The 13390-nt window shown below is 46.8% G+C and carries 14 protein-coding genes; 3 read left to right on the forward strand and 11 right to left on the reverse strand.

Annotated elements, in window-relative coordinates; all coding sequences use genetic code 11:
- Nucleotides 1-24 precede the first annotated feature (24 nt).
- Nucleotides 25-2601 (forward strand): ATP-dependent helicase HrpB, encoded by a 2577-nt coding sequence (gene hrpB / locus ACWJAO_RS10440; RefSeq protein WP_449140203.1) that lies wholly within the window; start codon nucleotides 25-27, stop codon nucleotides 2599-2601.
- Nucleotides 2602-2805: 204 nt separating this feature from the next.
- On the opposite strand, the gene ACWJAO_RS10445 is transcribed toward hrpB, so the two are convergent.
- From ACWJAO_RS10445 to ACWJAO_RS10490, 10 genes are all read right to left on the reverse strand, one after another.
- Nucleotides 2806-2964, reverse strand: coding sequence for a DUF4295 domain-containing protein (locus ACWJAO_RS10445; protein WP_006849046.1), 159 nt, complete (start codon nucleotides 2962-2964; stop codon nucleotides 2806-2808).
- Nucleotides 2965-3007: 43 nt separating this feature from the next.
- Nucleotides 3008-3196 carry a 50S ribosomal protein L33 gene (rpmG, locus tag ACWJAO_RS10450; RefSeq protein ID WP_006849045.1) on the reverse strand — a complete coding sequence of 63 codons (189 nt, stop codon included), beginning with the start codon at nucleotides 3194-3196 and terminating at the stop codon, nucleotides 3008-3010.
- A 5-nt stretch (nucleotides 3197-3201) separates the two neighbouring features.
- Nucleotides 3202-3465: a 50S ribosomal protein L28 gene (gene rpmB, locus ACWJAO_RS10455; protein WP_006849044.1), complete on the reverse strand. Its 264-nt coding sequence runs from the start codon at nucleotides 3463-3465 to the stop codon at nucleotides 3202-3204.
- Nucleotides 3466-3612: 147 nt separating this feature from the next.
- Nucleotides 3613-4125: a CinA family protein gene (locus tag ACWJAO_RS10460; RefSeq protein WP_118085826.1), complete on the reverse strand. Its 513-nt coding sequence runs from the start codon at nucleotides 4123-4125 to the stop codon at nucleotides 3613-3615.
- Between the two features lie 92 nt (nucleotides 4126-4217).
- Nucleotides 4218-5243, reverse strand: coding sequence for a tRNA (adenosine(37)-N6)-threonylcarbamoyltransferase complex transferase subunit TsaD (gene tsaD, locus ACWJAO_RS10465; RefSeq protein WP_449140204.1), 1026 nt, complete (start codon nucleotides 5241-5243; stop codon nucleotides 4218-4220).
- A 111-nt stretch (nucleotides 5244-5354) separates the two neighbouring features.
- On the reverse strand, nucleotides 5355-6215 hold the full coding sequence (gene map, locus ACWJAO_RS10470; RefSeq protein ID WP_153093991.1) for a type I methionyl aminopeptidase: 861 nt from the start codon (nucleotides 6213-6215) through the stop codon (nucleotides 5355-5357).
- Between the two features lie 108 nt (nucleotides 6216-6323).
- Nucleotides 6324-6944, reverse strand: a complete 621-nt coding sequence (locus tag ACWJAO_RS10475; RefSeq protein ID WP_449140205.1) for an HAD family hydrolase — start codon at nucleotides 6942-6944, stop codon at nucleotides 6324-6326.
- Between the two features lie 36 nt (nucleotides 6945-6980).
- Nucleotides 6981-9785, reverse strand: coding sequence for a methionine synthase (gene metH, locus ACWJAO_RS10480; protein ID WP_449140206.1), 2805 nt, complete (start codon nucleotides 9783-9785; stop codon nucleotides 6981-6983).
- A gap of 124 nt (nucleotides 9786-9909) precedes the next feature.
- Nucleotides 9910-10389 carry an SsrA-binding protein SmpB gene (smpB, locus tag ACWJAO_RS10485; protein WP_006849038.1) on the reverse strand — a complete coding sequence of 160 codons (480 nt, stop codon included), beginning with the start codon at nucleotides 10387-10389 and terminating at the stop codon, nucleotides 9910-9912.
- 93 nt (nucleotides 10390-10482) lie between these two features.
- Entirely contained in the window at nucleotides 10483-10992 is a 510-nt protein-coding gene (locus ACWJAO_RS10490; RefSeq protein ID WP_449140207.1) for a DMP19 family protein, read from the reverse strand.
- Nucleotides 10993-11232: 240 nt separating this feature from the next.
- Here ACWJAO_RS10490 and ACWJAO_RS10495 point away from each other — a divergent pair, with 240 nt between their 5' ends.
- Both ACWJAO_RS10495 and ACWJAO_RS10500 read left to right on the forward strand, forming a co-directional pair.
- Nucleotides 11233-11934: an iron-sulfur cluster assembly scaffold protein gene (locus ACWJAO_RS10495; protein ID WP_006849036.1), complete on the forward strand. Its 702-nt coding sequence runs from the start codon at nucleotides 11233-11235 to the stop codon at nucleotides 11932-11934.
- Between the two features lie 15 nt (nucleotides 11935-11949).
- Complete coding sequence (locus ACWJAO_RS10500; protein WP_118080037.1) at nucleotides 11950-12963, forward strand: GGGtGRT protein; 1014 nt, start codon at nucleotides 11950-11952, stop codon at nucleotides 12961-12963.
- A gap of 221 nt (nucleotides 12964-13184) precedes the next feature.
- Here the strand turns inward: ACWJAO_RS10500 and ACWJAO_RS10505 are convergent.
- Nucleotides 13185-13390 (reverse strand): hypothetical protein (locus tag ACWJAO_RS10505; RefSeq protein WP_449140208.1); only part of this gene is annotated, 206 nt, incomplete at its 5' end.

Here is a 13390-nt window from a genome sequence, read left to right on the forward strand (position 1 = left end):
CTGAAGTTTGTGAAATAAGAAGAAATGAACTTAGATAGAATAGAACAGCAAGCTGGTCATCTGCCAGCTTTCCAGATAGCCGACTCTGTCAATGAAGCATTGATGGAGTCGGCTAACCTTGTTATTACAGCACCTCCTGGAGCCGGTAAATCTACCCTCCTCCCACTCACCATTCTGCGGGGCATGAGCGATCAGGCATCGGAAGGCTTCATCCATGAACATCTTAAAAGTCAGGGTAAGATTCTGATGCTCGAACCGCGCCGCCTGGCAGCTCGCCAGATAGCCGAACGGATGGCACAGATTCTGGGTGAGCCCGTGGGCAAAACCATCGGCTATCGGGTAAGATTCGAAAGCAAGGTTTCGGAAGAAACATGCATCGAAGTCCTAACCGAGGGCATTCTCACCCGAATGCTGGTCAATGATGCTACGCTCGAAGGCGTTTCGTGCCTCATCTTTGATGAGTTTCATGAGCGCAGCATCAACTCCGACCTGGCGCTGGCGCTTGCCCGACAAACACAGGAAATCATCCGCCTCGACCTGAAAATCATCATCATGTCGGCAACCATTGATGCTTCAAACATCTGTCAGGTGCTCCACGCTCCGCTCATCGAGAGTGAAGGCAGGATGTTTCCGATAGAAACCATTTATGCAGACCACGACATCGACAGATATCAGGTTGCACAGGAAATGGCTGCCACCATCTGTCAGGCTTTCAGAAATCAGGAAGGCGACATTCTTGCCTTTCTGCCGGGACAAGGGGAAATTATGAAATGCGAAGAACTGCTCCGCTCTGCCTTGCCTTCTGCGGAAATCTATCCGCTCTACGGCAACCTCTCGCCTGAAAAGCAGCGGCTCGCTATTGCTCCTTCCAAGCCGGACGAGCGGAAAATCGTATTGGCCACTCCTATCGCCGAAACTTCTCTTACCATCGAGGGGGTAAGAATCGTTGTGGATTCCGGACTCTGCCGGAAACTGGTTTACGACGCCCGCACAGGCTTAAGTCATCTCGAAACCGTTCGCATCAGTCAGGATATGGCTACGCAACGAAGGGGACGTGCGGGCAGAATCACATCGGGCGTATGTTACCGGCTTTGGACACAGACATCGGAACATCTGATGCCTGAACAACGGCTGCCCGAAATACTGGATGCAGATCTCTCTTCCATGGTTCTCGACATTGCTGCTTTCGGCGAAAACAAGCCGGAACTGCTGCCATGGCTCACCCTTCCTCCTAAGGGTAACCTTGTCCTGGCACAGCAACTTCTCAAGTCGCTCAATGCCCTCACTTCTGAACATGATGCTCATGCTCTCAGTGGCAGCATCACCGAAGAAGGCAGCAGAATGGCCCAGCTTCCTTGTCATCCGCGCATCGCCAAGATGATGATCAGCAGCGATTCTCCGACAAGTCAAGCCCTGGCCTGCGACATTGCAGCTCTGCTGGAAGAAAAAGACCCGATGGGCGAAAATGAGGATTCTGACATGGTGCTCCGCCTTTCTATCCTCCGTTCAGCACGCAGCAAGAAGAATCTGGGACGTTGGAACCGTATCGCTCAGATTGCACAGGAATACAGAAAGATGCTGCGTATCAAGGAAGACAACGAGCCAATTGATGCTGAGGAAGTGGGCTATCTCATCGCCCTAGCTTATCCGGAGCGCATCGCCCATGCTACCGACCATGCGGGTAACTTCAAGATGTCAAATGGCAACACGATTTTCATCGACCCAAATGACAGCATGGCGTCAAACGAATGGCTTGCCATCGCATCACTCAACCTCTCTTCAACCTCATCATCCAATCCTGCGCAGGGTCGGAAGGGAAAAGTATTTCTCTCTGCCCCCGTCAACTGGAAGGACTTGCCGGTGCAAACCTGCGAGAATATTTCCTGGGACAGTAAAGCGCTGGCAGTGAAGATGCAGCAGGAAACCCGTATAGGAGCGCTCATTATTGAAAGCAAGCCGATACAGAATGCCAGCCGAGAAATGGTTTCAGACATTATCTGCGAAGCTGCCAGAAAAGACGGACTCAGCATGTTCGATTGGAACGAATCCGTTCATCGCCTGCAACAGCGCGTGGCACAAGTAGCTGAGTGGCATCCGGACTTGGAGATTCCTGACCTGTCAACAGAGCATCTCCTGACAACTGCCCAAGCGTGGCTCCCATTCTATCTTGAAGAGGGCGGGAAGATGAAAACGACAGTAGCTGAACTGAAGAAACTCAACCTGTGTGAAATCTTATGGAACATCCTTCCTTACGACCTTCAGCAGGAGATAGACCGCCTTGCTCCTACCCACATCCGTGTGCCATCTGGCAGCAATATCCGCATCGATTACCGCCAGGGAGCCGAAGCTCCGGTTCTAAGTGTGCGGCTTCAGGAGTGTTTCGGAATGACATCAACACCGACTGTCGATGCCGGCAAACAGCCTCTTCTGCTTGAGTTGTTATCTCCCGGCTTCAAGCCCGTTCAGCTTACTCAGGATCTCGCAAGTTTTTGGCAAGGCACTTATTTCGAAGTACGCAAGGAACTGAAGCGCCGCTACCCTAAGCATTTCTGGCCGGAGAATCCGTTAGAGAGCCAGGCTGTGAGAGACGTTAAACGGTGATAAGAGAAGTCAAATGCAAGAAGATCCGTCACTTGGCGATAAGATATCGTCAAATGACAATATGAAAGAAACCAAAAACTATTTTAGGGACCTAAGAAAAGTAATACAAAAAAAAGGTCGCTCCCCTATTTGGGTAGCGACCTTTATCTTTATATTTGAATTTTGATGTAATCTTAATTCAACGATGCATCATCTGCAAGGAAATTAATCCTTGAAGAAATCCTTAACAGCCTCGTTTGGTACCATCTTCTCATCGAAAACGTATGCACCAGTCTTAGGGCTCTTAACCATCTTGATAACCTTTGTATATGCGCGACCATCCATGTTACCTTCGTGGAGGGTAGCGACCGCTTTCTTTGCCATAGTCTATTTAAATTGATAAAATTATTAAACTTGTAAGCTAAGCTTACTTAATCTCCTTGTGAAGAGTCATCTTCTTAAGGATTGGGTTGTACTTCATCAACTCAAGACGCTCAGGAGTGTTCTTACGATTCTTTGTAGTCACGTAACGGCTTGTACCTGGCATACCACTGTTCTTATGCTCAGTGCACTCGAGGATAACTTGTACTCTATTACCTTTTGCTTTCTTTGCCATGATATTTATTCTCCTATTACTTTAATGTCCTTCCAATCTACATAGCCCTTCTTTACTGCCTGATTCAAGGCAGCATCGAGACCTACTTTGTTAATAAGACGAAGACCAGCAGCGCTGATCTTGAGGCTGATCCAGCAACCCTCTTCTACATAGTAGAATTTCTTGCTGAAGAGGTTAACGTCAAAGCTTCTCTTTGTACGGTGCTTTGAGTGAGACACATTGCAACCTAACTGTGCCTTCTTACCTGTAATTTGACAAATCTTAGACATTTCTATCTTTAATTTTGTAATTCGTTAATTGATACCTATTCCAAACAGAGTGCAAAATTACAAAATTATTTGGTAATAACAAAATAATCCCTAAAAGAACGCTGCCTTTTAAGGATTATTAATATTTGATAGCCTTAAATTAGCAATTTAAGCCTCTTTTTTAAGTTCTTCAGCATGTTCTTTCAAGAATTCGAGCATGCCTTTAAGCGCTGTATTTGTGGCAATTGCAAGGTTAATGTCGCGACCGAAATCTTCTGTGAGTTTTACTACGCGAACATCGTTCTTATCGCCATAACCTACATAGATTGTGCCCACAGGAATGGCTGGAGTTCCACCCGTAGGACCAGCCACGCCCGTTGCAGAAATGGCGAAGTCTACATTCAGGGTCTTGATTGTGCCGAGCACCATCTCCCTAGCCACTTCTTCACAAACGGCAGTCTGCTCCTCAAGAACCTCATGGCTAACGCCCAGAAGATTCTCCTTTACCTCATTGGTGTAGCTTACTACGCCACCCTTGAAGTAATTGCTGGCACCTGGCACAGAAATCAGCGCCTCGGCGATACGACCGCCTGTGCAGCTCTCCGCTGTGCCTACTGTCTTGTCACTGTTGTAGAGCATCTCCTGGATGCCCTTGCTCAATATCTTTGTTTCAAATTCCATCTTGTTTAGTTTACAGTTTACAGTTTATAGTTTATAGCATGAACCACCTTGAAGCAAGATAGCCCTATTAACTATAAACTATAAACTCTTAATTACTTAAATGTTACTTTACTATAGGCTGGCAAGTCGATGGTTGCAAAATCGCCATCACGATACTTGAAGGTTCCCACACAGCCAATCATTGCCGCATTATCGGTAGTATAGCTGAACTTAGGGATATAGATAGTCCAGCCGAAGCGCTTGGCATGATCGCGGAAAGCGTTGCGCAAACCATTATTGGCACTTACACCTCCAGCTACAGCCACATGCTTAATGCCAGTCTGCTTGACAGCCATGCGGAGTTTCTTCATCAGAATATCAACGATGGTAAACTCGATGCTGGCAGCCAGATCGTACTTGTTCTTCTCTACAAAATCAGGATCTGCAGCCACCCATTTGCGCAAGCTGTAGAGGAAACTGGTCTTGAAGCCGGAGAAACTGTAGTTCAACCCCGGAATATGAGGTTCGGAGAAACTGAATGCCTTAGGATTGCCCTGGCGTGCATACTTGTCTACGACAGGACCACCAGGATAGCCCCACTCCAGCACCTTGGCGCACTTGTCAATAGCCTCGCCAGCTGCATCGTCGATGGTCTGTCCCAGTACTTCCATATCGTTGTAGGCATTCACCTTTACAATCTGCGAATTTCCACCGCTCACGAGAAGACAGATGAATGGGAACGGAGGTGCGCTCTGGTCATCATCGCTCTCCTTGATGAAATGAGCCATCACATGTCCCTGCAGATGGTTTACATCTATCATCGGGATATTGAGCGAACGGGCAAATCCCTTGGCAAAACTCACACCCACGAGAAGCGAGCCCATCAGACCCGGACCACGGGTGAAGGCTACGGCAGAAAGATCTTCCTTCTTGATGCCGGCACGCGCAATAGCCTGGTCAACGACAGGAACTACATTCTGCTGATGAGCACGGGAAGCCAACTCCGGAACAACTCCTCCATAAGCCCTATGAACCTCCTGAGAGGCGGTTACATTGCTCAGCAGCACACCATTCTTGAGCACTGCGGCAGAGGTATCGTCGCAGCTGCTCTCTATACCTAATATATATATATCCTTCATTATATCAAAGTTTATAATTTATAATTTATAGTTTATAGCATAAACCACCTTATCCATGAGACTCAAGCAAGAATGCCCTATTAACTATAAACTATCAACTATTAACTAACACTAGTGTGTCAAAATCTCTACCCCCGTTTCAGTCATCACGAGTGTGTGCTCCCACTGGGCAGATGGTTTCTCATCACCGGTAATTACTTCCCATCCGTATGGATCGTCCGCATCGAGGAATACCTGCCAGGTGCCCATGTTAATCATTGGCTCAATGGTGAACACCATGCCCGGAACGAGCAGCATGCCCGTGCCTCTATGACCATAGTGAAGAACCTCAGGCTCTTCATGGAACTGGCAACCTACGCCATGACCGCAAAGATCACGAACCACACCATAACCATACTTCTTGCAATGCTTCTCGATAGCATGACCGATATCACCTACAAACGAGTAAGGCTTGGCAACCTCCATACCGATTTCCAGGCATTCCTTGGCTACGCGAACCAGCTGCTCCTTCTCAGGAGTAGTCTTGCCGCCAACAATGAACATACGGCTGGCGTCAGCATAGTAGCCATCTACGATGGTTGTCATGTCAACATTGATGATGTCGCCCTCTTCGAGCACATCCTCTTCCTTAGGAATACCATGGCAAACCACTTCGTTGATAGAAGTACAAACGCTCTTAGGATAGCCCTCGTAGTTGAGGCACGCAGGAATGGCATTGTGATCCTTGCAATACTGCATGCAGAGATCATCAATCTCCTGGGTGTTGATTCCCGGACGGATCATCTCTGCTACCGCATCGAGACAACCGGTATTTACGACACCACTCTTGCGGATGCCTTCTATCTGTTCTGGAGTTTTAATCAAGTCACGGGTAGGAACAAGTTTACCCTTGTTTTCCCAAAACATCACCTGCTTGTCGAGCTCTGTTAGAGGCTGACCTGGCAAGCAATGCCATCTTTTCTTCTTAATCATTGTATTATGTATTTAATATTTGCGACTGCAAAAGTACATTTTTTATTGCAGAGCACAAAATAAAATGGCAATTATTTGCATTTTAGCGCAAATAATCACCACAAATAATTACTTCAAATGCTCGTAAATCTTATCGCACCAGTCTTCGCCATTCTGCGGACAATAAGTAAACAGGCCCAACTCAGAGGCTGAGCAGCAGTTGCGGGGACCGTCATCAATAAACAGGCATTCTTCAGGCAGAATGTGTTCCTGAGAAAGGACATAACGGAAGAAATTCTCATCCGGCTTCATATACTTTACTTCATAAGAACGGTACATCGCATCGAAATAATCGCCGATAGGATGACCGTCGCCAGAGAACGCCTCGCTGTCTACCCAGGCTGATACATAAGGGTTGGTGTTACTGAGCAAGACCACACGGTAGCCCTGCTTCTTCAGATTGCGGAGAGTAACCAGATTGCGTTCTGGAATTTCCTTCATGTAGCCCAGCCAGCAATGCTGCAGTTCCTCGAAGGTTACCTCGCGGCCAATCTTCTTGCTCACTTCCCGACGGTATTCCTCCTCGGAAATCTTGCCCTCTTCCAGCTGGCCGTTCAAGCCAACCTGCTTATAAGGGTCCATCTTCTCCGCAAACTCCTTCATACCCAACTCAATGAAACGTTTGCCTGCCTCATTCTCGTCGAGAGTGATGATAACACCACCCATATCAAAAATCACAGTTTTAATCATATAATTATCCTAAAAACGTTGTTATTCTTTATTTTATCAGAACAGCTCCAGCTTGTTCTTTCTTGCCTCTGAGAGCGAGGCTATCTTAGCCTGCTCTTCATGATAGTTCTTGCGGAGCTGCTCATAGCGTTCCTTCAGTTCTGCCTCAAACTTAGGACATTCGGTCTCGTTGAGGAAGCGGGCACAGATTCCTGCATTGAGCGATGCATCTTTCACCCAGATGACCGGTCCGTCATATTCCGGCGCAATCTTCAGAGCCACATGCAGTTCGCTTGTCGTTGCACCACCTACCATGATAGGAATACGCAAACCAGCCTTCTGCATTTCACGGGCTACATGAACCATTTCTTCAAGCGAAGGGGTGATAAGTCCGCTCAAACCGATTGCATCTACCTTTTCATCGATAGCTTTCTGTACAATCTGTTCGGCTGGAACCATCACACCTAAGTCGATGATTTCGTAGTTGTTACATGACATGACCACACAGACGATGTTCTTTCCGATGTCATGAACATCGCCCTTCACGGTTGCCATCAGAATCTTGCCGGCAGTTGTTGCTCCACCCTGCTTTTCTGCCTCGATATGAGGCTGAAGGATAGAAACCGCCGATTTCATCGTGCGAGCCGTCTTGACAACCTGCGGCAGGAACATTTCGCCTTTTCCGAACAGTTCGCCTACCAGGTTCATGCCGTCCATCAGAGGGCCCTCGATTACATTTACTGCATGAGGATATTTGGTAAGTGCTTCGTCAATATCCGGCTGCAGGAAATCGGTGATACCCTTGCGCAGCGCATACTTCAGACGCTCTTCCACATTCTCCTTTCGCCATTCCGGCGCAGCAGGTTTCTTGGGAGCTACACCGCCTGCCTTGGCTGCAGCCTTGGCAGCATCAGCCTGGGCTTTTATCTCTGCTGCAAGCTCGATGAGTTCATCAGCTGCACCTTTTCTCCTATTCAGCACGACATCCTCGATGAGTTGAAGCTGCTCTTTAGGTATTTTATTGTAATCCATTCTGGCTTTGGCATTTACAATACCGAAGTCCATGCCTACCTGCTGGGCATGATGTAGGAAAACACAATGGATAGCCTCACGGATGTAAGTATTGCCACGGAATGAGAACGAGAGGTTGCTGACACCTCCGCTGACATGTGCGCCAGGCAGATTCTGATGAATCCACTCTGTAGCGCGGATGAACTCAACGGCATAATTGTCGTGCTCCTCCATACCTGTAGCAATGGCAAGTACGTTAGGGTCGAAGATGATATCGAGCGGATTCATGCCCAATTTATCTACCAGAAGATGATAAGCACGCTCTGCTATCTCGATACGGTGCTCGAAAGTGGTTGCCTGACCTACCTCATCAAAACACATCACAACGACTGCTGCACCATAGCGCAACACATCGCGGGCATGAGAAAGGAATACTTCCTCGCCCTCCTTCAGACTGATGGAATTGACAATACACTTGCCCTGGCAGCACTTCAAGCCAGCCACGATGACATCCCATTTGGAAGAGTCAATCATCACCGGAACCTTCGCAATGTCAGGTTCGGCAGCAATCATATTCAGAAAGTTAACCATCTCGGCTTTCGCATCGAGCAAACCATCATCCATGTTCACGTCGACGACAGCCGCTCCATCAGCCACTTGCTTGCGTGCAATACCGATGGCTTCTTCATAATTCTTTTCGTTAATCAAACGCAGGAACTTCCTGCTACCAGCCACGTTACAGCGTTCACCCACATTTACAAAACGGTTGGCATCAACCGGCAAATGCACGGAATCATCGACCTGCAGAAGATCTAATCCCGACAACCACATATACTTAGGTTTCTCTACCACCTGATGCGGTTTCTTACCCTCAGCAATACGGGCGTAATGAGCGATGAATTCAGGACTTGTGCCGCAGCAGCCACCAATGATATTCACGATGCCTTCATCGATGAATTCGGCAATTTGCGGTGCCATCGATTCGGCAGTCTCGTCATATTCACCCATTTCGTTAGGCAAACCGGCATTAGGATGCGCACTTATATAATAAGGTGCAACCTGAGCCATGTGTTCGATGAAAGGCTTCATCTGAGGAGCGCCAAAGGCACAGTTCATGCCAACAGAGAAGATAGGATAAGGAGAAAGCGAAGCCAGAAAAGCGTCTACGGTCTGACCACTGAGCGTTCTGCCCGCCAAATCACTCACCGTAAGACTGATCATGATAGGCAACTCTACTCCATGTTTCTCCATCATAGTGAGCGCCGCGTCTATCATCGCCTTGCAGTTGAGCGTATCAAAAATGGTTTCGATGAGAATCACGTCAGCACCGCCTTCGATAAGTCCGTCCACCTGTTCACATACATCGGTGAAAAGTTCATCGTAGGTAATCTCGCGGGCGGCAGGATTGCTGACGTCCGGACTCATGGAACATGTCTTGTTGGTTGGTCCCACGTCTCCGGCTACGAAGCGTGGTTTATCAGGTGTAGAATACTTATCGCATTCAATACGTGCCAGTCGTGCACCCTCGAATGCCATTTCGCGGGCGCAGTTCTCCAGGTGATAATCAGCCTGTGAAATGCGCTGGCACGAAAAAGTATTCGCAGTAATAATATCGGCGCCAGCCTCCAGGTAGCGTCGGTAAATGTCTGATATCACATCAGGACGAGTGATGTTGAGCATATCGTTGTTGCCCTTCATCATGCCCGGTAAATCGCGGAACCGCTCGCCTCTGAAGTCTTCCTCTGTAAGATTATACTTCTGAATCTCAGTACCCATGGCACCATCGAGAATCAGAATCTTCTTTTCACATTGAGCTTTGAACTTTGAACTTTGAACTTTATGATTTGCCATATTATCCTAAAAACTTAAATAATGAAGAGTATTTAAACATCGAGAAAAGAACCGCCCGAAATGACAACATCATTATAAGATGCATTTCATAAAGTTCAAAGTTCAAATCTCAACGTTCAAAGTATTAAAAGTGCTTGATCGCTCTATCCATCTCTCTTCTGTCCTCTTTCTCCTTCAGAGTCTGGCGCTTGTCATACTCCTTCTTACCCTTGCAGAGGGCAATATCCACCTTGGCTCTACCGTGATTATCGATAAAGATAAGGGTTGGAACAATGGTGAAACCGGGCTGTTTGCTATCCTCCTCAAGACGGCGCAATTCGCGCTTGGTAAGGAGCAGCTTGCGGTCACGGCGAGCCTCATGATTGCTGAAAGAACCATAGAAATAAGGAGAGATGTTCATTCCCTTGACCCAAAGTTCGCCCTGATAGAAATCGCAATAACAATCTACCAGCGAAGCCTTTCCGCCACGGATTGACTTAATCTCGGTACCCGTAAGCACAATGCCTGCGGTATAAGTGTCAACAAAGAAGTACTCGAACGAAGCCTTCTTGTTGCGTATCTGAATCGGACTCTTCTTACGGAGTTCCTGTTCTTGCTTGTTCATATATATAATAATGTATTATAAGTTTATAGCTTAATGTTTATAGTTTATAGAGCATTCCTGCTATACGGCGAAGCCGCTATTAACTATCAACTATTAACTTTTGACAATTTCGCAGAAATTGTCGATATGCTCATCGATGTAGAAGGCAACCTTGCTGGTCCACTCCTCTTCGTTCTCTACGAACTCATCGTCAAAATCATCAAACTCCGGATATTTCTCGTAGAGCGCCATGAATTCCTCATCGGTCAGATCGCGCTCAATCTCCTCATGGTTTGTCTTATACAGGAAATGACTCTTCTTGATAAGCTTGGAGAGTTCTGTCAATCCCCAGTTTTTAAACGCCTTGTCGGTAGGGTTCTTCCAGAGGAAAGCACCGTAGCCGTTATGTATAAGCTGGACCATTCCGCCATCCATCATCTCCTCGTGCAGGATATCCCAAGCCAGAAGAGTAATCTGGTCGCTGTTGAGCTGCGCCATGGTCTCGGCAGTCAGTTCACCACCAATTGCTTCGCGGATGGCATCCACGAAAGCCTTCACAAATTCATCCATGCCTGCCTCGGCAGCCTGCTGAAGCTTGGCATCGTTTATCTTTACTTCGATCATAATCTACAAAATTGCAATTTTCAGTTTGCAAAGATACATGAAATTGTGCATAAACCCAAGAAAAAATCTAAATATTAGGTTAAAGAGTTAAAAAGAATACCCAATTTTAGGTATTTTCCGGATTTTTTTTGTACTTTTGTGCTCGGAATTGAGGTCATGCACCGATGTTTCAGCAAAATAATATGAATTAAGTAAAGAACTTTATACTTATAATATTCATTAATATAAAATTTAGCGAATATGATCTATTCTAAAGAAGTAGACAACATGTGCGTTGTCGCTAAGGGTCCTAACCACGGACCAGCTCCAATTCCTGAAGAGGGAAAATGGATTCAGGCAAAAGAGATCAAAGACATCTCTGGTTATACTCACGGTGTGGGTTGGTGTGCTCCTCAGCAGGGTGCTTGCAAGCTCTCTTTGAACATCAAGGAAGGCGTTATTCAGGAGGCTCTTGTTGAGACTATCGGTTGTACTGGTATGACTCACTCAGCTGCTATGGCTTCTGAGATTCTCCCAGGCAAGACTATTCTTGAGGCTTTGAACACTGACCTCGTATGCGATGCTATCAATACAGCTATGCGCGAGCTCTTCCTCCAGATTGTTTACGGTCGTAGCCAGAGCGCTTTCTCTGAGGGCGGTCTCGTTATCGGTGCAGGTCTTGAGGACTTGGGTAAGGGTCTTCGTTCACAGACTGGTACTCTCTATGGTACTGTAGCTAAGGGTACACGTTACCTCGAGTTGACAGAGGGTTACATCACAAAGCAGTTCCTTGATAAGGACAGCCAGGTTTGTGGTTATGAGTATGTTCACCTCGGCAAGATGATGGAAGCTATCAAGAACGGTATGGACGCTAACGAGGCTGTCAAGAAGTTCACAGGTAGCTACGGTCGTACAACTGCTGAGCAGGGTGTTGTTAAAGCAATTGATCCACGTAAAGAATAATAAGGAGATACAGATATGATTAGAAAAGTAAGTTACGAAAGTCAGGAACGTCGCGAGAAGCAGGTTCTTGCTGCTCTTAATGCTAACGGTATCAAGAGCTTGGAAGAGGCTAATCAAATCTGCGAGGACGCAGGTGTTGACCCTTATCAGATGTGTGAAGATACTCAGCGTATCTGCTTCGAGAACGCTAAGTGGGCGTATGTAGCTGGTGCTGCTATCGCTATCAAGAAAGGTGCTAAGACTGCTGCTGATGCAGCTGAGGCTATCGGTATCGGTTTGCAGGCTTTCTGCATCCCTGGTTCTGTAGCTGACGACCGTAAGGTTGGTCTCGGTCACGGTAACTTGGCTGCTCGTTTGCTCCGTGAGGAGACTCAGTGCTTCGCTTTCTTGGCTGGTCACGAGTCTTTCGCTGCTGCTGAGGGTGCTATCAAGATTGCTGAGATGGCTAACAAGGTTCGCAAGAACCCATTGCGCGTTATCTTGAACGGTCTTGGTAAGGATGCTGCTCAGATCATCAGCCGCATCAACGGTTTCACATACGTTCAGACAAAGTTTGATTACTACACAGGTGAGTTGAAGGTTGTTAACCGCATCGCTTACAGCGACGGTCCACGTGCTAAGGTTAACTGCTATGGCGCTGACGACGTTCGCGAGGGTGTTGCTATCAACTGGAGCGAGGATGTAGATGTATCTATCACTGGTAACTCTACAAACCCTACACGTTTCCAGCACCCAGTAGCTGGTACATACAAGAAGGAGCGTATCGCAGCTGGTAAGCCATACTTCTCAGTAGCTTCTGGTGGTGGTACAGGTCGTACATTGCACCCAGATAACATGGCTGCAGGTCCTGCTTCTTACGGTATGACTGATACTATGGGTCGTATGCACTCAGACGCTCAGTTCGCAGGTTCTTCTTCAGTTCCTGCTCACGTAGAGATGATGGGCTTCCTCGGTATGGGTAACAACCCTATGGTAGGTGCTACTGTTGCTATCGCCGTAGCTATCGACCTCGCTATCAACAAGAAGTAATTTCTTTGAGATACAAACATATAAAAGCCTTGAGAATCAGTTGATTCTCAAGGCTTTTTCTTTATTTATCCTACTGAAATAATCTTATATCCTACTGAAATAAAAAAATATCTCTCGGAGATAATTTTCTATCTTTCGGAGATATTTTTCTATCTTTCGGAGAAAATAATTTACTGAACTTTCGCATGTGGTTCAAGAACGGGCTGAAGGCCCAAAAGCTCCTAGCCCAGGGCATCGCCCTGGGTATAATAGCAATCAGCAAGGCGCCCTGTAAGGGCAAAAGCTTTATGTATTGCCTGGAGTTTTAAAGCTTTTGCCCTTACTATTATATTTGCACTTGGAAAAATAAAGAGGTAAAAATCTTTATATCTGCAAACTTTTGTTAACTTTGCAGAATAAATAGATAAGTACAATAAAAAAAGAAGAA

This window comes from Segatella sp. (genome assembly GCF_977051555.1).

Coding starts and splice junctions, on each gene's coding strand:
- hrpB (WP_449140203.1), top strand. CDS start 25: ATGAACTTAGATAGAATAGAACAGCAAGCTGGTCATCTGCCAGCTTTC.
- ACWJAO_RS10445 (WP_006849046.1), bottom strand. CDS start 2,964: ATGGCAAAGAAAGCGGTCGCTACCCTCCACGAAGGTAACATGGATGGT.
- rpmG (WP_006849045.1), bottom strand. CDS start 3,196: ATGGCAAAGAAAGCAAAAGGTAATAGAGTACAAGTTATCCTCGAGTGC.
- rpmB (WP_006849044.1), bottom strand. CDS start 3,465: ATGTCTAAGATTTGTCAAATTACAGGTAAGAAGGCACAGTTAGGTTGC.
- ACWJAO_RS10460 (WP_118085826.1), bottom strand. CDS start 4,125: ATGGAATTTGAAACAAAGATATTGAGCAAGGGCATCCAGGAGATGCTC.
- tsaD (WP_449140204.1), bottom strand. CDS start 5,243: ATGAAGGATATATATATATTAGGTATAGAGAGCAGCTGCGACGATACC.
- map (WP_153093991.1), bottom strand. CDS start 6,215: ATGATTAAGAAGAAAAGATGGCATTGCTTGCCAGGTCAGCCTCTAACA.
- ACWJAO_RS10475 (WP_449140205.1), bottom strand. CDS start 6,944: ATGATTAAAACTGTGATTTTTGATATGGGTGGTGTTATCATCACTCTC.
- metH (WP_449140206.1), bottom strand. CDS start 9,785: ATGGCAAATCATAAAGTTCAAAGTTCAAAGTTCAAAGCTCAATGTGAA.
- smpB (WP_006849038.1), bottom strand. CDS start 10,389: ATGAACAAGCAAGAACAGGAACTCCGTAAGAAGAGTCCGATTCAGATA.
- ACWJAO_RS10490 (WP_449140207.1), bottom strand. CDS start 10,992: ATGATCGAAGTAAAGATAAACGATGCCAAGCTTCAGCAGGCTGCCGAG.
- ACWJAO_RS10495 (WP_006849036.1), top strand. CDS start 11,233: ATGATCTATTCTAAAGAAGTAGACAACATGTGCGTTGTCGCTAAGGGT.
- ACWJAO_RS10500 (WP_118080037.1), top strand. CDS start 11,950: ATGATTAGAAAAGTAAGTTACGAAAGTCAGGAACGTCGCGAGAAGCAG.